19 protein-coding genes and 1 tRNA gene are annotated in these 21,428 nt (G+C 63.3%); 10 read left to right on the forward strand and 10 right to left on the reverse strand.

Annotated elements, in window-relative coordinates; genetic code table 11:
- Window positions 1–4 precede the first annotated feature (4 nt).
- The 3 genes from KF712_11095 (at window position 5) to zigA (ending at window position 2,587) form a co-directional block, all read left to right on the forward strand.
- Complete coding sequence (locus KF712_11095) at window positions 5–676, forward strand: alpha/beta fold hydrolase (protein ID MBX3741530.1); 672 nt, start codon at window positions 5–7, stop codon at window positions 674–676.
- 157 nt (window positions 677–833) lie between these two features.
- Window positions 834–1,394 (forward strand): hypothetical protein, encoded by a 561-nt coding sequence (locus tag KF712_11100; GenBank protein MBX3741531.1) that lies wholly within the window; start codon window positions 834–836, stop codon window positions 1,392–1,394.
- Between the two features lie 5 nt (window positions 1,395–1,399).
- Window positions 1,400–2,587 (forward strand): zinc metallochaperone GTPase ZigA, encoded by a 1,188-nt coding sequence (zigA, locus tag KF712_11105; GenBank protein ID MBX3741532.1) that lies wholly within the window; start codon window positions 1,400–1,402, stop codon window positions 2,585–2,587.
- A 77-nt stretch (window positions 2,588–2,664) separates the two neighbouring features.
- Here the strand turns inward: zigA and uvrA are convergent, their stop codons facing one another.
- Window positions 2,665–5,490, reverse strand: a complete 2,826-nt coding sequence (uvrA, locus tag KF712_11110) for an excinuclease ABC subunit UvrA (protein ID MBX3741533.1) — start codon at window positions 5,488–5,490, stop codon at window positions 2,665–2,667.
- Window positions 5,491–5,583: 93 nt separating this feature from the next.
- Here uvrA and KF712_11115 point away from each other — a divergent pair, with 93 nt between their 5' ends.
- The gene (locus KF712_11115; GenBank protein MBX3741534.1) at window positions 5,584–6,600 is read left to right on the forward strand and encodes an OmpA family protein; all 1,017 of its coding nucleotides are present in this window, start codon (window positions 5,584–5,586) and stop codon (window positions 6,598–6,600) included.
- Between the two features lie 241 nt (window positions 6,601–6,841).
- Here KF712_11115 and KF712_11120 read toward each other — a convergent pair whose 3' ends face one another.
- On the reverse strand, window positions 6,842–8,836 hold the full coding sequence (locus KF712_11120) for an FAD-dependent oxidoreductase (protein ID MBX3741535.1): 1,995 nt from the start codon (window positions 8,834–8,836) through the stop codon (window positions 6,842–6,844).
- A 91-nt stretch (window positions 8,837–8,927) separates the two neighbouring features.
- Here KF712_11120 and KF712_11125 point away from each other — a divergent pair, with 91 nt between their 5' ends.
- The 6 genes from KF712_11125 (at window position 8,928) to KF712_11150 (ending at window position 13,138) form a co-directional block, all read left to right on the forward strand.
- Window positions 8,928–9,581 (forward strand): phosphoribosylanthranilate isomerase, encoded by a 654-nt coding sequence (locus KF712_11125; protein ID MBX3741536.1) that lies wholly within the window; start codon window positions 8,928–8,930, stop codon window positions 9,579–9,581.
- Window positions 9,582–9,584: 3 nt separating this feature from the next.
- Window positions 9,585–10,388 (forward strand): TatD family hydrolase, encoded by an 804-nt coding sequence (locus KF712_11130; protein ID MBX3741537.1) that lies wholly within the window; start codon window positions 9,585–9,587, stop codon window positions 10,386–10,388.
- A 115-nt stretch (window positions 10,389–10,503) separates the two neighbouring features.
- Window positions 10,504–10,902, forward strand: coding sequence for a LysM peptidoglycan-binding domain-containing protein (locus KF712_11135; protein MBX3741538.1), 399 nt, complete (start codon window positions 10,504–10,506; stop codon window positions 10,900–10,902).
- A 46-nt stretch (window positions 10,903–10,948) separates the two neighbouring features.
- The gene (locus tag KF712_11140) at window positions 10,949–11,923 is read left to right on the forward strand and encodes a hypothetical protein (protein ID MBX3741539.1); all 975 of its coding nucleotides are present in this window, start codon (window positions 10,949–10,951) and stop codon (window positions 11,921–11,923) included.
- A 135-nt stretch (window positions 11,924–12,058) separates the two neighbouring features.
- Window positions 12,059–12,841 (forward strand): BlaI/MecI/CopY family transcriptional regulator, encoded by a 783-nt coding sequence (locus KF712_11145; GenBank protein ID MBX3741540.1) that lies wholly within the window; start codon window positions 12,059–12,061, stop codon window positions 12,839–12,841.
- Between the two features lie 222 nt (window positions 12,842–13,063).
- Window positions 13,064–13,138: transfer RNA gene (locus KF712_11150), tRNA-Val, on the forward strand.
- 210 nt (window positions 13,139–13,348) lie between these two features.
- Here KF712_11150 and KF712_11155 read toward each other — a convergent pair.
- From KF712_11155 to KF712_11190, 8 genes are all read right to left on the reverse strand, one after another.
- A complete protein-coding gene (locus KF712_11155) occupies window positions 13,349–15,373 on the reverse strand; it encodes a cellulase family glycosylhydrolase (protein MBX3741541.1) in 2,025 nt (674 codons plus the stop codon).
- Between the two features lie 215 nt (window positions 15,374–15,588).
- Complete coding sequence (locus KF712_11160) at window positions 15,589–16,890, reverse strand: hypothetical protein (GenBank protein MBX3741542.1); 1,302 nt, start codon at window positions 16,888–16,890, stop codon at window positions 15,589–15,591.
- Window positions 16,891–17,302: 412 nt separating this feature from the next.
- Window positions 17,303–18,085 (reverse strand): hypothetical protein, encoded by a 783-nt coding sequence (locus KF712_11165; GenBank protein ID MBX3741543.1) that lies wholly within the window; start codon window positions 18,083–18,085, stop codon window positions 17,303–17,305.
- A gap of 567 nt (window positions 18,086–18,652) precedes the next feature.
- A complete protein-coding gene (mnhG, locus tag KF712_11170; GenBank protein MBX3741544.1) occupies window positions 18,653–18,949 on the reverse strand; it encodes a monovalent cation/H(+) antiporter subunit G in 297 nt (98 codons plus the stop codon).
- A complete protein-coding gene (locus KF712_11175; protein ID MBX3741545.1) occupies window positions 18,946–19,212 on the reverse strand; it encodes a hypothetical protein in 267 nt (88 codons plus the stop codon). The genes mnhG and KF712_11175 overlap by 4 nt, the downstream gene beginning before the upstream one ends.
- Before the next feature lie 21 nt (window positions 19,213–19,233).
- Window positions 19,234–19,563, reverse strand: coding sequence for a Na+/H+ antiporter subunit E (locus tag KF712_11180; protein ID MBX3741546.1), 330 nt, complete (start codon window positions 19,561–19,563; stop codon window positions 19,234–19,236).
- Complete coding sequence (locus KF712_11185; protein MBX3741547.1) at window positions 19,560–21,077, reverse strand: hypothetical protein; 1,518 nt, start codon at window positions 21,075–21,077, stop codon at window positions 19,560–19,562. The genes KF712_11180 and KF712_11185 overlap by 4 nt, the downstream gene beginning before the upstream one ends.
- Window positions 21,078–21,425 (reverse strand): Na+/H+ antiporter subunit C, encoded by a 348-nt coding sequence (locus KF712_11190; GenBank protein MBX3741548.1) that lies wholly within the window; start codon window positions 21,423–21,425, stop codon window positions 21,078–21,080. It abuts the gene before it with no gap.
- Between the last annotated feature and the right edge of the window lie 3 nt (window positions 21,426–21,428).

Raw genomic sequence — 21,428 nt, forward strand, 5'->3', positions numbered from 1 at the left:
CCCCATGAAACGCTTCCTTTCCCTGATCCTCGCCGTCTTCTCCATGTCCTCCGTCCATGCAGGGGAGGCGGGCTTGGTAAAACCCGTGGCCACCCACGCGGTCCTCGTCCACGGCATTTTCGAGGATGGGAGGCGTTTCAAGAAAATGAAGGCACGGCTGGAGAGCCACGGCATCCGCTGCATCGCCCCGAAGCTCATCCACCACGATGGCATCGGCGGCCTTGATTTCCTGGCGGAGCATCTGAAGAAGGACATCGATGAAGCCTTCGGAAAGGATGAGAAGATCATCCTCATCGGCTTCAGCATGGGAGGGATGGTTTCCCGGCACTACCTCCAGCAGCTCGGTGGCGCCTCACGCTGCGCCACCTTCATCACCATCTCGTCCCCCCACCACGGCACCGCCGCCGCATGGGCCTTCCCCAGCGAGGGAGCCGTGCAGATGCGCGCCGGCAGCGAGTTTCTCGCGGATCTCGCCCGCACGGAACACCGCCTCGGGAAGATGCCCGTCATTTCCTACCGCACGCCTCTGGATGTGATCATCCTGCCTGCGGAAAACTCCATCTGGGAGAGGGCGGAGAACGTCGCCTTCAACATCCCCGCCCACCCGATGATGATCCAGTCGGAGAAAGTCATCGCGGACATCGAGCGGAGGATTCTTTCTTCCCCCGCCAGGTAAGGGGGGAACAGCCCATCGCGCCATTCCAGCCAGGGTGACACTCCGAAGGCGTGGCGGTGGAAATCCGCCCGCCCCGGCAAACCGTTGATGCCCTCGCAATTTCCGTCTCATTTTTACTATTGCATTTTATTTGCGTTATTAGAGATTCCGGCACCCCATGTCCGAATCACAATCCCGCATCCACCTGGCCGATGCTGCCCGCGGCCTGGCCCAGCAGATGATCTTCTGGGGGCATGACGTCCGCCACCCGGATGGCAACGCGCTGGTCCGCTTCGGGCTGGTCCGCCGTCCATCCCCCGGCCTCCAGGGGACCAGTTGCTATTCCGCGGAGTGGGAGGATGGCTTGGTCGAGCTTCATGGGACCGTCGCTTCCTGGACCTCCCCTTCCGGTCAATGTGGCTGCATCTTCTGCCGTGACCGGAAGCTCATCACCCTGTGGACCTCCAGCCATCCTCCGGTCCCCGGCCGGCATGACGCTCCCTCCGCTTGCCCGTCACAGCGCTGGGAAGCATTCCAGCCGCTGTTGCGCTGGCTGGTCCGCTACGAGGAATGGATCGCCTCGCAATTCCCGCCCGGATGGCGGGACGGCATATGGAGAACCATCAGGCGGCTGCCCAAAGGGAAACCGTGGCTCCCCCCTTCAGCCGCCCTCCGGTGGTGGACGCTCGCCCTTGCCGGTTCCCCGCCCCGCCCGAAACAGCTTTCACCGATCCCATGAAGACCATGCCGAAACTTCCCGTGACCATCCTCTCCGGATTCCTCGGAGCTGGAAAAACCACCGTCCTCAACCACATCCTCCACAACCGTGCCGGGAGGAAAGTCGCCGTGATCGTCAATGACATGAGCGAAGTGAATGTGGACGCGGAATCCGTGCGGCGGGGGGATGCGGCACTGTCCCGCTCCGAGGAAAAGCTCGTGGAAATGTCGAACGGGTGCATCTGCTGCACGCTCCGCGAGGATCTCATGCTGGAGGTTTCGCGGCTCGCGCGCGAAGGGCGCTTCGATGCCCTGCTCATCGAATCCACCGGCGTCTCCGAACCGATGCCCGTGGCGGAGACATTCACCTTCACGGATGAAGCGGGCCGCTCGCTTTCCGATGTGGCGGAGATCGACTGCATGGTCACCGTGGTGGATGCGCCGAACTTTCTCCGGGACTACGGCTCGGGCGAACGTCTGGAGGATCGTGGCCAGGCCATCGGCGGGGAGGACCAGCGCACGCTGGTGGATCTGCTGGCGGATCAGATCGAGTTCGCGAACCTCATTGTCATCAACAAGACCGATTGCGTGACCACCGGGGAACTCTCCACCGTGGAGGGGATGGTCCGTGCGCTGAACCCGCGGGCGAAGGTGATCCAGACTTCCCATGGGGAAATCCCCCCGGACCAGATCCTCGGCACCGGCCTTTATTCGCAGGCGGAAGCGGAGACATTCCCCGGTTGGCTGGATTCGCTGGTGCACCACACGCCGGAGACGGAGGAGTATGGCATCGGCAACTTCGTCTATGAACGCCGCCGTCCGTTCCACCCCGCGCGTTTCCATGACCTGATCAACCATGAATGGCCCGGTGTGATCCGCTCGAAGGGACTTTTCTGGCTGGCTTCCCGGCCGGATCACGCCGGGTTCTGGTCGCAGGCCGGAGCGCTCGCCCGCAACCAGCATGCGGGACTGTTCTGGGCGGCGGTGCCTGAGAAGCAACGGCCGTCGGATCCCGGCTCCCGGGAGACGCTCCGGCGGTCGTGGAGGGAGCCGTGGGGGGACCGGCGGCAGGAGATCGTCCTCATCGGGCAGGGTCTCGACCGGGAACGCCTCGAAGGCCTGCTCGATGGCGCGTTGCTTTCGGATCAGGAATTCGCCGCGGGGCCGGATCATTGGACGCGGATGCCGGACCCGTTCGGGAAATGGTCATCGTAGTAATGGCGCAGCCATTCCGCTACGGAAGAGGGAAGACGCGCATCCAGCCGAAGGTCTCACGACCTTCGCTACGCCCGTCATCGTGACATCCGGGCGAGGGCTTTCCCGGTCGGAGATGCCTTGTCCTTGCGGATCTTTTCCGGCGGTCCCTCGCTGACAAGGCTGCCGCCGTGCTTGCCGCCGCCGGGTCCCAGCTCGATGACCCAGTCCGCCGCGGCGATGACGTCGAGCTGGTGCTCCACCACCAGCACGCTGTGCCCGGCATCCCGCAACCGTATGAAGGCGGCCAGCAGTTTCTCGACATCGCCGAAGTGCAGGCCGGTCGTCGGTTCATCGAAGAGATAGAGCGTGTGGGGTGCCTGGGGCTTCGCCAGTTCCACGGCCAGCTTCAGCCGCTGCGCCTCCCCGCCGGAGAGGGTGTTCGCGGGCTGGCCAAGCTTCAGGTAGCCGAGGCCGAGTTCCTCCAGGATCTCCAGAATCTTGTGCAGCTTCGGGATGGGCCGGAAGAACACGCGCGCATCGCTCACCGCCAGCTCCAGCACATCCGCGATGGACTTGCCCTTGTAGGTGATCTCCAGCGTCTCGCGGTTGAAGCGCTTTCCGAAGCACCCGGGGCAGACGACCCAGGCATCCGGCAGGAAATGCATCTCGATCTTGAGGCGTCCGTTGCCCATGCAGCGCTCACACCTGCCACCCGCGGCGTTGAAGCTGAAACGTCCCGGGCCGTAGCCGCGTTGTTTTGACAGCGCCAGCTTCGTGAACAAATCCCGCACCAGATCGAACGCGCCGGTGAACGTCGCCGGGTTCGAGCGCGGACTGCGGCCGATGGGTGACTGGTCAGCCACCACGCACTTCTCGATCTGGTCCAGCCCGTCGATGCGATCGTGCGCTCCGGGCATCTCACCGGAGCCGTTGAAATGCCGCATCAACACCCGCCGGAGGATGTCATCCGCGAGGGTGGACTTTCCGCTGCCGCTTGGACCGGTGAGGCACACCAGCCTGCCGAGCGGGATCTTCACATCGATGTTCCGCAGGTTGTGCTCCCGCGCGCCGCGGATGACCAACTCCCCCAGACCGAGCGAGGATGGTGCGGGCGGAACGGAGATCTTTTTCCCGCGCAGCCACTCACCGGTGGGCGATGCGATGCCATCCGGCAGTCCCTCCGCCAGCACCAGCCCGCCGCCCGCACCCGCGCCCGGCCCCATGTCGATGACCCAGTCCGCGGCGCGGATGATCTCCTCATCATGCTCCACGACGATGACCGTGTTCCCCAGATCCCGCAGGCGGGTGAGCGCGCCGACCAACCGCGCGGTGTCCGCCGCATGCAGGCCGATGCTCGGCTCATCCAGCACATACAAGACTCCCGACAAGCCCGCGCCGAGCTGGGTCGCCAGCCGGATGCGCTGCGCCTCCCCGCCGGAAAGCGTGCCGCTGGTGCGGTCCAGCGTGAGATAGTCCAGCCCCACCTCCGACAGGAAGGAAAGGCGCGAGCGCACATCATCCGCCAGCCGCCTGCATACCTCCGCCTTCGACGGATCCGGCTGGAATCCCTCCAGCCACTCCACCGCCCCGGCCACATCCAGCGCGCAGAAATCCTGGATGCCCAGCCAGCGGTCATCCGCCCCCCCGATCCGCACCGCGAGCCACTCACGCTTCAACCTCCTGCCTCCGCACACCCGGCAGGGCCGGTGCGCCATCACCCGCGCCAGCCTCCGGCGCACCGCCTCGCTGGAAGCCTCGCGGTATTTCCGCATCGCCTCGACGGTCAGCCCTTCGAATCGCTTCGTCTGCGGTTTCTTCTCCTTGCCGAGCTTCCATCCGGTGACGAGCTGCCCGCCGTCCAGCAGCACGCGCCTCACCTCCTCCGGCAGGCTGGAAAATGTCGAACTCTCCTGTAGATCATACTGGGCGAGCAACGCGGTCGTCTCCCGCTTGAACTGTCCGTCACGCTGGGATTTCTCCTTCCACCATCCCTTCATCCCGCCCTTCAGCAGCGGAAGTTCCTTTTCACCCAGCAGCAATGCCGGATCACAGAACATCTCCGTGCCCAGCCCCTCGCAGGCGTCACACGCGCCCAAGTGCGAGTTGAATGAAAAGTGCTTCGGCGACAGCTCGCCCACGGTGAAGCCCGTCTCCGGATTCCGGTAGGAGGTCTGGAAGGAAAGGTCGCTCCACGCATCCGCGTCCGATGCCTGGACGGTTGCCCGCGCCTCGCTCCCGCAAAGACGCAGCGCGGTCTCCACGGAGTCCGCCAACCGCGACTCCACACCCGCACGGATCACGAAGCGGTCCACCACGATCTCCACGGCGGAGGGCAGCTCCGGCCAGTTCTTCGCCGCTTCCTCCATCTCCAGCACCTCCCCATCCACCCTCACGCGGATGAAACCCTGCCGCTGCAGATCCCCCAGCAGACGCACCGGCTCGCCCAGTTCCTCCTTCGGCAGCGGTGCCAGCAGGATCACCTTCGTGCCTTCCGGCAGTCCGGCCAGCCGCGCCACGATGTCCGTCGGCCCCATCTTCTGCAGCCGGACACCGGTCAGCGGATCATGCGGCACGCCCGCGGCCGCCCACAGCACGCGCAGGTAGTCATAGATCTCCGTCGCCGTCGCCACGGTGGAGCGCGGGTTCAGCCCGCCGCCACGTTGCTCGATGGCGATCGCCGGACTGAGACCCTCGATCGAATCGACGTCCGGCTTCTCCAGTTGGTCGAGGAACTGCCGCGCATAAACGGACAAGGATTCCACATACCTCCGCTGTCCCTCCGCATAGAGGGTGTGGAAGGCGAGCGAGGATTTCCCGCAGCCGCTGGGTCCGGTGATGACCACGAGTTTCCCCTTCGGAAGATCAATGTCGATGTTCCTCAGATTGTGCTGCCTCGCTCCCCGGATCCGGATGGTGTCCACCCCACCACCTCACCGCTGTTCGCACGAACTGCCAACACCAAACCTGCGGAGGATCTTGAATTTTGTCCGCACCTACCTTATCTACGACATGCCATGAAACGATCTCTGTTAGCCGCCGCACTCATCAGCCTCACCGCTCCGCTCCTATCCGCGAAGGACGCCGCGGGGTCCAAGGACCATCCGGACTTCAAACGCATCACCGGCTCCGAGATCATCTGGCACAAGGCGTCGAAGTTCGATGAACTCACCATCCAGCTTGAGCGCGTGGAGTTCGACTACGGCACCCAGGAATTCAAGAAAACCAAGAGCGACAAGGCGGAAGGCCAGCTCACCACCCTCTACTACAAGCTCCCCGCGGACTCCACCACCCTGGAAGCCGTGCGCCAATACGAAGCGGAGCTGAAACCCGCTGGCTACGAAACACTCTTCACCGCGGAGAATGACAAGCTGGATGACGGCTACGGCCGCTTCGTGGAGCGGACCTTCCCCATCGCGAAAAAGACCGACCAGCTCCAGTATCTCCATGAGTTCAACAAGGACGAGCAGCGCTACGCCGTCCTCAAGGGAAAGGGCAAGGGCGGCAACGACATCTATGTTTCCATCTATGCCTTCCGCCTGGATGACGTGGGCACCGGTTTCGACAAGCTGGTGGAGGGACACAAGCTGGAGAAAGGCAACGTCGTCGCGCGCGTGGACATCCTGGAAACGAAGGCCATGGACACCCGCATGACCGCGGTGAAGGCTGAGGAGATCACCAGCTCCATCGACACCGAGGGCCGGATCGCCATCTACGGCGTGTTCTTTGATACGGACAAGTCGGACATCAAGCCGGAGTCCGCCGAGTCCCTCGCCGAGATGGCAAAAGCCATCAGCGCCGGGAAAGGCACCTACCTCATCGTCGGCCACACGGACAACCAGGGTGACCTCAACTACAACCAGACGCTGTCCCTGAAGCGCGCCACCGCCGTGACCGCCGCCCTCACCGGAGAATACAAGATCCCTGCGGACCGCGTGATCCCCGTGGGTGTCGGCATGGCCGCCCCGCTCGCCCCGAACACGGATGACAAGGGCCGGTCAAAGAACCGCCGCGTGGAAATCGTGAAGATGTGAGCGGCCCGCACCTCCGCGGCTTTCATCCGGTGATGATGGCAGGGATGCCATTCCATGGCGTCCGGCGGGGGTAGCCCGCTATCTCCAAGCTGCTCCGGCCCCTAACAGACATCATCCTATCCGCATCACCGGATCCGATGCCGTCCACGCATCCGGACCGCATGGAATGGGAGCGAAGCGGACATAGTAGCTATGCCGCAATGCGATCCCTGCCAACACCCGGGCAGACAGAGGCCAACCCTCACTTCACCGGCAGCAACTGCACCGCATCCACAGAGACGATGCCGTCCGCATCCGCGTTGCTGACCTTCACCACCACTTCCTCCCCCGCGGCGAACTTCGACGTTCCCAGCGAGGCAAAGGCCGCCAGCTTCCGCTGGTCCACCTCCATGGTGGAGCTGCGGTCGCCGCGCAGGATGGTGACCTTCGCGTTCGACGCACGGTTGGAGGCGGCGCTGTAGTAGAATCTCAACTCATGGTTGCCGGCCTTTGGCACCGTCAGGCGGAAGGTCGCGCTCTTTTCCCCTTTCCCCAGCCCGCCGTCATGGCTGCTGCTCAGATTCACCGGCGCGCCGTAGCCGCTGTGCGTCCAGTCGCCCACGAACTCCGCCTCCGCATCATCCATCACCACGCCCGGCAGCTCCTCCGCCATGACCGCTCCGGGGATGTCCAGCTCCAGCACCGCGCCCTGCTCCTTCAGCTTGTCGCGGAGCGCGGCCACATCGATCTTCTGCACCGGCACCTTTCCCTGCGCGGCCCGCACCGCCGCCAGCCCGGAGGCCTGCCCCATCGCCATATACACCGGCTCCATCCTCATCGAACAATACGCGATGTGGGAGGCGGAGAAACAGACAGGCACCAGCAGGTTCACGCACTCCTCCTCCTTCGGAGTCAGGCTGCGGTAAGGAATCTGGTAGGGCTGGGAGGGAGCATCCGGGAATGATCCCTCATCCGCCACAGTGCCATCATCCGCCACGATGCGCTGCACGATGTGGCAGTCGATCACAAACGAACCCATGCCCACGCTGTCCGGCTTCCGCACCGCACGCTGGCAATCCGCCTGCACCATCACATAGGCACCCTTCATCCGGCGGCCTTCCCTTATATATAATGCGTACGGCCAGTTCCCGTGGTCCGTGAACTCATCCCGGCACAGCCCCCATCCGTTCGTTTCCTCCCTCAGTTCCTCCGGCACGCGCCCGTCATTCCCCAGAAACCACAGCATCCCCTGGATGTGGTCGATGTGGTCCTGCCGGATCCTGCTCCTTTCCGTCCAGTCTCCATCCGGATAGCCGGTATTCCCTCCGGGGTAGTCGGTCGAGAACAGCCCCTGTGCATTGAGATCATATTTCCCGTTCGCGATCTCACCCAGATGGAACAGGCGGTTGAACGCCACCTTCGGGAAAGCATGGATCAGCCGCAGCAGCAGTTCATACCGCTCCGGCTGGTAGTTCGCGGGCTTGGGGAAAGGAATCTTGATGTCCCCCCGCTGCGTCACCACCACCCGGAAGTTGTAGGCCTGGGTGAGACCGTCCGCGCTGCCCCGTTCCGCGCTGATCTTCCTCACCCCGTGGATCGGCTCACCATTCGCGTCCAGCGCGGAAATCTTCGCCGGTGTTCCGTGGATGTAGCTGGGGCCGATCTTTCCGCTGGCCATGATCTCGTTCGGACGCGGCCTCACCGGCATCGGGTGGAATCCCGCCAGCGGCTCGTCATACTCCGCCCTGCTCTCACGCCCCACCCGGTAACCCACGCCGGACATCGCCATGAGGTCACCTTCATAGGAAGCGTCGATGAACTGGAGCGCTGGATACTCCGTCCCGTCCGCGGTGGTGATCGCCATGATTTTCCCCGCCTCCTTCCTCACGGATTTCAGCGTCTGTCCTTTCACCACCCGCACCTTCGCCTCCGACAGCAGCGCCTCGAACGCACGCAGGTTCGCCTTCGGCTCCGCATACCACATCCACTTTTCCTCCAGCCCTTCCGCCGCCTTCGTGAAAAACTCCTTCGGAAATCCGCCGATGGTTTCCTTCTTCCCGATGTCACTCCGCGCCAGCCCGCCGGTCACCATCCCACCGATCCATGGTGTCGGCTCGATCACCACCACGGACGCCCCCTCCCTCGCCGCCGTCACCCCAGCCGCGATGCCGGCCGGGGTCCCGCCATACACCAACACATCAAACGGCTCCGCATGGACGATGCCTGCCAACCCCAGGAATATCAGAATGAACCTCATGGACACACCCCATTCCCTACCCTTTCCGGCGCACACCCGTCCACCGAAACTTCCCCATTCACAAAGACGGATTCCACGCTAGCTTCCCCGCGTGACGCTCGAACGCTTCCTGGATACCGATCATGTTTCGCTGAAGATCTGCGGTGTGACCACCCCCGGCGACGCACAGCGGTTGGTGGACCACGATGTGCCCGCGCTGGGCGCGAACTTCTGGCCGCAGTCGAAACGCCACCTCCGTCCGGAGGACGCATCCTTCCTCAAGGAACTCGCCGGAAAAATCCTGCGCGTGGGTGTGTTCGTGAACCAGGATCCGGAACTGCCCATCCGTCTTTTCAACGAAGGGCTGATCGATGTCGTGCAGCTTCATGGCGATGAACGGCCGTCCGATGCCGCGCCCTACGTGACGGCGGGCATCCCCTTCATCAAGGCCATCGGTGTGAAGACCCTTTCCGACCTGTCCCTCGCCGCCGGGTTCGGCGCATCCGCCATCCTGCTGGATGCCCATGCACCCGGCGTCTATGGCGGCACGGGGGAGGCGTTCGACTGGAACGTCGCCAACGCATTCAAGAAAGACCATCCCACGCTCCCCATCATTCTCGCCGGAGGCATCATCCCCGGAAATGCCGCGCTCGCCGCCTCCACGGTGCGCCCCGCCGCGCTCGATGTCGCATCCGGCGCGGAGATCGCCCCCGGTGTGAAGGACTTCGACAAGATCTCCCAACTCCTCTCCGCGCTCCAACACTGATTCATGCTGACGGATTCCCACTGCCACCTCGCCTCCCACCGCTTCTCTCCGGAGGAAGCTCCGTCCCTCATCCAGCACGCGCATGACGCGGGTGTGAACCGGCTGGTCACCCTGGCGACGTGCCTGGAGGATGTGGAGCCGAACCTTTCCATCGCACGGCATCCATCCGTGCACGCCTGCATCGGCATCCATCCGTGTGATGTCCACAACGCGCCTGACGATGCGATGGAAAAACTCGCCGCATACGTGGCGGATCCCCGCGTGTGCGCCATCGGTGAGACGGGGCTGGACTACTACCACCCCGCGCCGGATGGCTGGGATAAGGAAAGCTTCCGCTCACGGCAAAGGACGTTCCTCCACCAGCATTTCCGTCTCGCCGCGGAAGCCGGCCTCAACATCGTCATCCACACCCGTGACAAGGAAGGCCAGTCATCGCTCGATGACGCGCTGTCCATCTACGCGGAGTATCACAAGGATGTCCGCGCGGTCTTCCACTGCTTCATCAGCACCGCCGCCAACGCGCGCCGGGTGTTCGATCTCGGAGGCATCATTTCCTTCGGTGGCGTCGCCACGTTCAAAAGCGCGCGTGAAGTGAGGGAGACCATCCTCTCATGCGCGGCGGGGACTTTCATGCTGGAGACGGACGCGCCTTACCTCGCTCCGGAGCCGCATCGCGGAAAGCGCAACGAGCCTGCCTTCGTCTCGCACACCGCTTCGTTCATCGCTTCGCTGCGCGGAGAGCACATCAACGCTCTCGAGTCGCACACCAACGATGTGGCGTCTTCTTTCTTCCGCTTCCGCGCGTGAATCATTTTGAATGAACCCCACGCTCCGCATCGTTTCATCATGCGATGCGAATCACGTGAGATTTTCATCTTCCGTTCTTTCCAAAATTCAATCCATCCGCTAACAACACATACCAATGAACCCGATCAAGCTGATCATTCCATCGGCCATTGCCATCGCACTCTCTTCCTGCGCGACGAAGAACGACGAGTACGACACCAGCTACGCTCCCGCTGATGCCGGATACGATGCTCCCGCACCGTCCAACCAGACCTACGACACGCCCGCCGCGTATGAGGACGCTGGCTCCGCCTACACCCCTAACATCCCGGCGGCGCCTTCCACTCCATCCGCACCGGCACACGTTCCATCCACCGGCGGAGGCGTGGCTGCCACGCACACCGTCGTCAAAGGCGACACGCTCGGCGGCATCGCGAGGAAATACAAAGTCTCCATCGCCTCCATCAAGGCCGCCAATGGCATGACCAGCGACATCGTCGTGCTGGGCAAGACACTCAAAATCCCCGCCAACTGATCCGCGGGTTCCAGCGGAGCCGCACCGCTCCGGCAACCTTTCCTCCATGCGCTTTCCTCCTTCCTCCCTGCTTTTGATCCTCACCGCGCTTGCGGCGGCCGCCGAGCCGAAGCAAGCCGGTCCGGGGACACCGGAAGCGTCACCGAAGGAAGCCGCCATCGAACGCCTGCTGGGCGAACGCTCCTCGCCGGAAGCACTGGAAGCGGCCATCACCGAAGCGAAGAAGCACGGAGTAACGGACCAGGCCGTGCTGGAGGCGCGCTTCGTCTTCCACGTGGACCGCAACGAGAATGCGCGGATCGCCGCATTGCTCCCGCGGTTCCTCGAACGGAAGGACACGTTCAGGCTCGGGGACTCCGAGATCTTCGCCACCCGCGACGAATGGCTGGCGGTGATCGAGTATGTCAGCGCGCTCGACGCCCTGGAGAAGAAGGACAAGGCCGCCTTCAAAACCCACATCACCGAAGCCTTCTGGCTCAGCCCGAAGCAAGGCAACGCCTTCGCGCCGCACATCGAACGCATCCGGCTCGAGGATAGGTTGGCAGGGATGAAGGTGGACTTCTCGGAAACCTTCCTCCCCGTCGCCACCGGAGATCCGGTGACGCTTTCAAAAACCATCGGAGACAAGAAGGCGCTCCTCCTCCAGTTCTGGTCACCTCTCAGCGCGGAGTGCGAAGCCCTGCTCCCCGACTTCGCCAGGATCGTGGATGAAGTCACACCGAAGGGAGTCGCCGTCGCCACCATGGTCATGGACCATTCCCCATCCGCCCTCACGGACACACGCTCGATGATCGGCGCGGAACCCGCCGGCGCATGGCTTATCGATGACGTGCGTGATCCGCTCAGCCCGCGCATGGGCATCCAGAAGCTGCCCACCTTCGTGCTCGTCTCGGAGGACGGCGGCATCATATCATTCGGCTCCGCGGGTGAGGCGGAGTTATGGGCCGGGCTCGCCCGGATCAACCCATCCATCAGCCCTCCGAAGCTGGATTCCACACGCGGGAACGACGCCAATGATTAATACTAGATATATAGTAAAAAACGGCTTCCGCGGCACGATCAAAAATATTTCACAAATCTTTATTTTCCACGTGTTTCAACTTGACGTTTAACCAAACTACTAGTTTCATCGTTGAAACCACTTGAGGTGAATCCAATGGCCAGGCCATCCCATCCATCCAACCTCGAACTCCAGGCGCTCTCCGTCATCTGGCACGATGGACCCTCGACCGTCTCCTCGGTGCATGCCGCCCTTCCCGATGGAAAGGAACGCGCCTACACCACCGTGCTCTCCGTGATGCAGAGCCTCGAGCGCAAGAAGCTCGTAAAGCGCATCACCACCGAAGGCCGCGCCCATGTCTATGACGCGACCTACAACCAGGAAGTCATCGTCAGGAGCGCGACCCATGACTTCCTCAACGCTTTTGGAGGACGGCTCGATGAGGCGATCCTCGCTATCCTCTCCGCCGGTCAGTTAACTCCGGAAGAGAAAACCAACATCGAACGCGAACTCCAAAGACACAAAGCCATGGCTGCAAAAAAAACAGCGAAGAAGGCCGCGGCCAAAACCGCGAAGAAAGCCGTAAAGAAAGTTGCCAAGAAAGCTCCGGCCAAAAAAGCCGCCGCCAAAAAGGCTCCTGCCAAAAAAGCACCGGCTAAGAAAGCACCCGCCAAAAAGGCTCCTGCCAAAAAGGTAGCCAAGAAAGCGGCGAAAAAGGTGGCAGCGAAAAGCGCCAAGAAAACCGTGAAGAAGGCAGCGAAGAAGACCGTCGCCAAGAAAGCGGCTCCCGCCAAGAAAGCTCCGGCCAAAAAAGCCGCCGCCAAAAAGGTAGCCAAGAAGGCACCGGCCAAAAAAGCCGCCGCAAAGAAAGCCCCAGCCAAAAAAGCGGCCCCCGCTAAAAAGGCACCGGCGAAGAAGGCGGCTGCAAAGAAAGCCTGATCCTTTGACCCCGCAAACAGCTCGCCCCAACCAACCAGCGAAACTGCTGTTCGCGTAGTTCCAGATGTTTCATGAAAGGCGGGAAGTCTCCGGACTTCCCGCCCTTTTCTTTTTCATTTCAGGCCTCCCGTTCCCCGACCGCCAACAAACACAAAAAAAGGGTTGCACGGAGAGTCGCCACCATCCTAGCTTCGCGCCCGCCCGACGGGCGACACAAAGGAAGCGCGGTTAGCTCAGTGGTAGAGCACTACCTTGACACGGTAGGGGTCACTGGTTCGAACCCAGTATCGCGCACCATTTTTGAAAACCTATGACTTAGGTTTTCCAGATGCCGCCCCCCTCTCGGGCCTTGAAATCACAGCGCGGAGGACAATCTCCTCCATGCGCGCCCGATCACGCTGGAGCAGGCGGTGACGCATGGCTCGTATTTCAGCATCGCTTACAACCCGCCCGGTGACACCAGCTTCTCCTGCGGCGGCACGTGCGCCGTGCCGGAGCGTGAGCGCATCATTCGAGGATCAGCACGGGCATGGTGAACCACACCGTCCCTTCCGTGGCGAGGCGGGGGCCGTTGTCGAAAAGGAACACGGTCTGGTAGCGCAGCGGGAACTTCGGTCCGCGGAAACTCTTGTCGTCCTTGCCTCCCCAGTGGGCGGTTCCCTCGTCGAGCTGGAACTGGACGTAGTTCCAGCCCTTCCATGTCACCGGCTTGCCCGACGGCTGCCACACCCGGTCCAGCGCGTCCTGGATGCGCAGGCGGGGATGCAGTCCACTGCCGTTGCCGTAAATCCACATGCCGAACCGGGCGCGGCCACGGTCGGAGCCATCGCGGCTTTTCAGAAGGGGGCCTTTCGCTCCGGGATAGACGGTGGCGTATTTCCACCCGTCGCCAAAGCGGTAGTCCAGCCGCATGACCCTGCCCGCACCGCCGGGGGAGGGTTCGGGCGCGGCTTCTTCCTTGAGCGTGAAGACACCCTCGACCTTTTCATCCCCTTCGCCTCCCGCCTTCGCGCCGTCCAGCGGTGACTCGTCCACGGGATGGAAGGCGAGCGGCTGGACATTGGAGACCACGGCATCCCCCACGGTCAGGGAGGCACCCATTTCATAGATCTCCTGCGGTGCCTCCGTCAGCGGGAAGCTCACATCGACCGCCGCCTGGTCGGCGGGAACCTTCACCGCCCGCGAGATCTCCTTAACCGAAACACCCTTCAGGCCCTTCAGCGCGACCACGGAGTCCAGCTCACGTCCTGACAGATTCTCGATCTTCAGGATGATCTCCTTCCCCGAGCTGGGGACGACGGAAAGCTTCACCCGCAGCGCCTCCGGGGTCGCTTCCAGCTTCGGGTTCTTTCCGGGAAGAATGAAATACACCGGCTTGTCACTGATCTGGAACTCCAGCCGCCCATCCGCCGCAACCACGTCCGGCCCCGGTGCCCCGAGGTGATCCACCACCCTGAAGGTCCCATCATCCGCGGGCAGGGCCACCTTCCGGGAGCCGGGGCGGGATGACCACGCGGCGACGACCGTCTCCCCTTCCTTCCCGAACAGCAGCGCGTGGAGATCGGAATCCCCCAGCGTCATGCGCTTCACGAAGCGGTGCCCGGAAAGCACGCGGTTGAAGGTCCGCGCGGCGTGGTAGGATGGCTTCGGGTCATAGACCGGATCACGGTCCTTGTGATACGTGTGCCGCACCGTGCCGAAGTGATGCTCCGGCTCCTTCGGATCCGCGCCGTCATCATGCCAGTCATACCAGATGGAGACGGGTATGCCATTGGCCGCATTGATGAGCCACTGCCGCGGCAGCATCATCCCCTGCGTGTCCGCGTCATGCCCGGACCAGACCGAGGAGTAACCCCACTCGCCGGAGATCAGGTCGATCTTCTTCCCCTGCGGAGCGTATCTGCCGATCAGCCTGCGGGCCTCGTGGTATTCGATCTCGACCGTCTCCGGCCCGCCATGGCGGTATGGATGGACGGTCACTCCGTCCCACCACTCCAGCAGGCCCGCCTTGAAGCATTCCTCCAGGAAAGCGAAGTCCATCCCCGCCGTCGCGGGTCCGCTGAGATACTCGCCGGGAAACGCCGCCTTGATGGCCTTCGAGGTATCGAGGGCCATTTCCACATACTCATGCACGTTCGCCGTAGGCTTCCAGAACCCGCCGTTCGGCTCGTTCCAAATTTCCCAGCAGACGCCCCTGCCCTTGAAATGGGACACCGCGGCGAGCGCCCATTTCGTGAAAGCGGCCCGCCCCTCCGGCGTGCGTACGGAGCGTTCTTTCTCATAGAGCGTGTTCGAGTAGTCGAGGATGTAGTAGGCCTTCAGCCCGTGCTTCTCCAGTGCCGCCGTCAGCCGGTCGTATGCGGAGAAGTCATGGACGCCCCGCTCGCGCTCCGTGGACTGCCACGTCAGGTCCATGCGGATGTGGCGGAACCCGGCGGCCTTCAGCATCTCCAGCTCGCCCGGCTTCGCATCCGTAAAGTGGATGTTCACCCCGGATGCGAAGGTCACATCCCCCGCCGCGAAACCACCCATAGGCAGAAAAAGCGCCCCCACCAACCAACCCACCAACATCGTTTTCCTGAGCATAAAATAAGAATGTGAAACCACCCACGGATGTTTCCCATGGGCCTTTTCCCTACGCTGCCGAAGAGCGCGCTGTTTCACCGGGAACGTCCGCAGGTTCCAGCGGCTGAGGCCGGTCCCTCCGCGGGCGACACAGACGGGGATGCGGATCCTCCTGCACCCGGTCACTTCACCCGCAGTAACTTTCCGCCGCCTTTCCCCAGGTCGAGCCGCACGTTCTTCCCGCCCGCACCGGACCACGTGCCCGCGGTTGCGTCGAACACCTCCATCGCCCCCGGCCCGGCAAGGGTGACGGAGATGTCCTCCCGGTAGTCCAGATTCACCACCATGACATGGGACGCCGCTTCCGGTGACGCTCCCTTCGCGCCGAAGAATCCCAACACCACGCCACGGGCGCGCTCGCCCGGTTTCATCTCCTTTTCCGGCAGCGGTGGCTCCAAGCGGAAGGGCGCGTCTTTCCGCAGCATCTCCGCACCGTCCGGCCTCATGCCACAGTGCCAGGCTCCCAGCGATGAAAGCGGCTGCAACTCTCCGGCGATGGCGACGAACGCGGGATTCGCCACCGAGGCCTCATCATGGAGCGCGGTGGTGTTACCATCCTGGTCCACCATCCCACCCTCATGCGTCCGGTGGGAGTAGATGTAGTAGGAGATCCCCTGCGCGCCATAGGCCAGCGAGGTGTTCACCAGGAACCGCAGCTCATCCGGTCCGGGCACCCGCGGGGAGTGCGGGGATGCGGCCTCCCCCGGCACCCAGGAACTGGACTGCACGATGTTGAGGAACGGGACGTCCGCCGCGAGCGACTTCCTCCGGATGAGTTCCAGATTGAGGAAATAGCCGCCCGCATCCCCGCTGCGGGTGAACTGGTAGTGGTCATAGCTGATGAGGTCCGGTTTCACCGTGTCCACATACCGGTCGAGATGCTTCTGGTAGGCGGTGACCTTGTCCCCCTCCGTGCCCAGTTGCGCGTTGCTGGCATAGGTGGGCAGCAGGTTGATGTAGGCGAGGGTGCCCGGATCTTTCTCCCGCAGATAGGCGACGATCCTGCCCAGCCGGGGGAATTTCCCCGCGTCAGGCTCATCGGTCAGGTGATAGGAGTACAGCGCGGGATGGTCCTTCACCCGGCCGATGAGGGCGTCCAGCTCCGCCTTCGCCTGCGGGTTGTCCAGCACATCCAGCCGCATCAGCACCGGATGATAAAGGTGCGCCCGCAGGCCATGACGCTGGGCCACATCCAGTTCGTGCTCATGGCACCACACCAGGTTCCATCCGGCCTCCGCCAGCCTCCCGGCTGCCGCATCATCGAGGGCCGCGCCATTCGGATACCCCGGCCCTCCCCAGTAGGTGGTGATCGGTTTTCCAATCCTCCATCGCACGGATGCCTCCCCCTGGCACCAAGCCGGCGGAGAAAAAACCAATGGAACCAACAGGGAAAACAGCGGCAGGGAAAGGATGGAAAGGCGCATGGATGCCCCCATACGCCTGCTACATCGCCCCGTTTCCGGAATGTCTGAAAAGCAACCAACATTCACCGAATAGAGGAAATAGAGGATCCATCCGCCGGTTCTCCAGAATGAAGGCGCCGGTCTGAAGACCAGCGGTCTCCCATGAATCCGCCCGCTCACTCCATAGGCTGACCGCCATCCCACGCGTCCGCGTTATGCCGGTGCGTCCGGTTTTGTGACATGGTCTTCCTGTCAGCGCGAACGGATTCCACCCGACCGGAAACGCCGGCAACATCCCCCCGAAAATCAAGCGTTTCCCCCCCGACGCGACCAACCGGCAGAGAAGTCCCCCCGCTACTCTGCCGGTTTGCTTTTTGGGAGGTAAGGGGCAGTCCAACCCACCTTACCCGATGCCGGAGGGAGAACCCGGGAATCAATTGCCACCACCGCCGGAGCCACCACCACCGCCGCCACCACCGCCACCACCGCCACCACCGCCACCACCGCCACCACCGCCACCACCGCCACCACCGGAGTTGCCGCCTGATCCACCACCGGAGCTGCCACCTTGGTTGCCGCCTTGGTTGCCGCCTTGGTTGCCGCCTTGGTTGCCGCTTTGGTTGCCGCTTTGGTTGCCGCTTTGGTTGCCGCTTTGGTTGCCGCTTTGGTTGCCGCTTTGGTTGCCGCTTTGGTTGCCGCTTTGGTTGCCGCTTTGGTTGCCGCTTTGGTTGCCGCCTTGGTTGCCGCTTTGGTTACCGTTCTGGTTATTGGAACCAGTCATGTTGTTCCCGGAGTTCGCTCCACCGGCTGTTCCCTGGGTATTGGAGTTGGAACCATCCGGAATTCCAGCCGCCCTGCGGTTGGCCGCTCCTTGTGCTCCGGAATCCGGACCCGCGCTGTTGCGGCTGCCGGTTCCCTGCGTCCCTTTGGTGTCGGAGTTGGTGTTGCCACCCCGATAGTCGGCGTTGCCGGTCGCATTGCCACGGCTGGGGGTTCCGGCGGTTCCGGGGATGGTGGAGTTCAGCCTGCTGCCACGGGTCGGGTTGGTGGTCGGATCACCGTCATTCGCAGGCCCGACGGGAAGACCACGAGTTCCGGAATTACCACCGCTCTGGTTATTCTGGCCCGCACCTCCGGAGGTGTTGCCGGAGTTGCCGGAAGAGTTGCCGTTTCCGTTCATGCCACCGCTGCCTGTGCCATTTCCGCGATCCGGCACACCGGGGGTGGCGGGAGCGGGCGGTGTGACCGGTTGGCCCGGCGTGGGTGATGTCGGCTGACCCGGCAGGGCCGGTCCGTTTGGCTGGCCAGGAGTCCCCGGAGCGGGTGCCGGTGCAGGGGCAGGCGCAGGGGCAGGCGCAGGGGCAGGCGCAGGCGCAGGAGTCCGGGGTGCCGGCGTTGGCGCAGGATTTGGGGGCGCTGGTGCCGGCCTCTGTGGAACCGTTGGTGCGGGAGTCGGAGTCTGCGGCGTTTGCGGAGTCGCCGGTGCGGGGGCCGGAGGCGGATTGGTTGGGGGCGTCGGCGCCGGCCTCTGGGGTGTTGTCTGTGCCATGAGGCCGGTGATGACCAGCGAACTGGCGAAGATGGTGGAAAGGAAAGTGGTTCTGTGGCTTGGGATTTTCATGATGAAGGATCAACCGCATCCTGCATACCGAATACACAAGCCACTGACTCACAATATTTTTACCACAACCCATTCCATCCTCAGATTGCGGCGTGCATTCCAGAAACGGGTGTTACGCAGCCCACGGGTGTCACCGTCCAGCCAGCCGCCCGGAAAGCGGGCTTACCCCTCACCTTCATCCTGCTCTCCACCCTTGCGCGCGGCGTGGGCAAGTGCCTGGGAGGCGACAGGCAGCGTGAGGAAGAGCGCGAACATCGCCAGCAACGACTTGATGACGGTGGCCACCCCGGGAAAGGTCAGGCAGGCCGCGATCATCAGCGCGACGAGGCCGAAGGCGCTGGCCTTCGTCGCGGCATGGGCGCGCGTGAAGAAATTCGGGAAGCGGTAGATGCCCACCGCGGCGAGCAACACCGCGAGGCAGCCTGCCAGCGCGAAAAAGGCGATGAAGAAATCAATCATGGATCCCTGGGGGTGTTCGATATGGTCCGGGCGAGGGCGACGGTGCCGAAGAAGATGATGACGCCGAGCACCACGACGACGTCGATGTACACCGCCCGCTTACCGGCGATGGCGTGGATGATGACGGCGGATCCGGCGCACACCGCCAGCAGGTCCGTCGCCAGCACCCTGTCCCCCGCCGTGGGTCCGCGGAACAGCCGCGCGGCGATGAGCGCGAGCGAGATGGCGAGCAGGAGGAAGCAGATGCTGAATACGATGTTCATGGTAGTGGCGGCGGGTTCGGTTCAGCCCTGCCCGAAGATGCGGATGAGCGGGCGTTCCAACTGGAGTTTCATGCGGGCGATCTCCGCCCCGGGGTCATGGCTGTCGAGGAGGTGGATCAGCAGGACATTTCTCCCGCGGTCCAGCGAGACGCTGAGGCTGCCAGGCGTCATGGAAACCAGGCAGACAAAGAGCAGCGTGGGGAACTCCCCCCGCAGATCCAGCGGCATCTCCGCGAAGCACGGTGACAACCGGACACGGGGCTGCACCACCAGCCAAGCGAGCCGGCCCGTGGCCGTGAGCAGTTCACGCAGGTAGATGAAGCAGAAGGCGATGGCCTGGAGAACTTTCATGGCGTGCCGGTGGTCTCGGTTTTCGTGCCCAGCACCCGGGAGATATACAGGTCCGGGTCCTTGATCTGGGCGGCAGCCCGGGCGGCGAGATCATGGAGCGACGCCGGGAACACACCGATGAGGATGGTGCAGAGGGCTAGCGCGCAGGACGGCGCGGCCATGGTCAGTGGCACCCGCCGGTGCGGGGGATGCCAGCGGTCCGGCAGATCCTTCCAGAACGCCTCGTTCCATATCTTCACCATGGAATACAGGGTGAGCAGGCCCACGGCGGAGGCGAAGAACACGAACACCCACCCGCCGGTGGCCACGCCCTCACGGATGAGCGAGAACTTCGCGAAGAAGCCTGAAAGCGGCGGGATGCCCCCCAGCGAGAGCGCGGGAATGAGGAATAGGCACGCGAGCCACGGGGCGGTCCGGTAGAGGCCGCCGGTGTTATCCAGCGCCTGGGTGTCCAGCTTCCGGCTGATCATGCCACCAACGAGGAACAGGTTCGTCTTCACCAGGATGTGGTGGACGATGTAGAAGATGGTGGCGGTGAGCGCCCCCTCCGTGAACAGGGCGATGCCCACGATCATGTAGCCGATCTGGCTGATGATGTGGAATGACAGGATGCGCGGGATGAAGAACTGGCTGGCCGCTCCGAAGACGCCGGTCACCATGGTCAGGATACCCAGCGGCAGGAGGATGGAGCCGATGAGATCCTGATAGTTCCCATAGACGAGCGTGAAGATCCTCAGGCAGGCATACACACCCACCTTGGTGAGCAGACCTGCGAACACCGCGGCCACCGGTGTGGGGGTGACGTGGTAGGAGGATGGCAGCCAGAAATAGAACGGGAAGATGCCCGCCTTGATGCCGAAGGCGATGAGGAACAGGACGGCGCTGGAGGCGACGAGGTTCATGTCCTCCGTCATCCGGAACTTCACGGCCAGGTCCGCCATGTTCAGCGTGCCCGTCATGCCATACAGCACCCCCAGACCGACGAGGAAGAAGGTGGATGCGATGAAGTTCAGCGTAAGGTATTTCACCCCCGCCTCAAGCTGGAGGCGTCCGCCGGGAAGCGCGACGAGGACGAAGGAAGCCATCAGCATCACCTCGAACCACACGTAGAGGTTGAACAGGTCCCCTGTCAGGAAGGAGCCGTTCACACCCAGCAGCAGCAGCAGGAACACGGGCGGAAAATAACCGCGGAAACGGGCGGTGCCATGGCCCGCCGCATACACCGCGACCGCCAGGCCGATGACCGCGGAAACGAGCAGCATGATGGCGGAAAGGAGATCCGCCACCAGGACGATGCCGAAGGGGGCGGGCCAGGATCCCACCTCCAGCACCAGGATTTCCTCCGCCGACACCCTCGCCAGCAACAGCGCTGCGGAGATGACGATGAGCAGGCAGGTGAGGATGCTGGCCGCGTGCCTCCGGCTTTCCGGCAGGTTACGCACGCAGAGCAGCACACCGCTCGCCAGGAGCGGCAGGATCAGCGGCAGTGCCAGCAGCAGTGAGGATGGGGGCATTCAGTTCTCGGAGTTGCGGAAGGTGTCGAGGTCATCGCTGCCCGTCTTTTCATAGGCGCGGAGGACGAGGGCGAGGGCGAAGGCCAGCACGGCGAAGCCGATGACGATGGCGGTGAGGACCAGCGCCTGCGGCAGCGGGTCAGCATGGTCGCCGGTGATGGTTGTTTCACCCGCGGGGATGATGGGAGGCTCCCCCGGCGTGAGGCCGGCGCTGGTGAAGATCACGAGGTTCGCCGCCTGGCCGAACAGCATGATGCCCAGCAGGACACGGACGATGTTCCTCCGCATGACGAGGTAGCAGCCGCATCCGAAGAGCAGGCCGATGACGATGGGCAGGAGATTTTCCATGGT

Source organism: Akkermansiaceae bacterium, from assembly GCA_019634595.1.
Classification (GTDB): domain Bacteria; phylum Verrucomicrobiota; class Verrucomicrobiia; order Verrucomicrobiales; family Akkermansiaceae; genus Luteolibacter.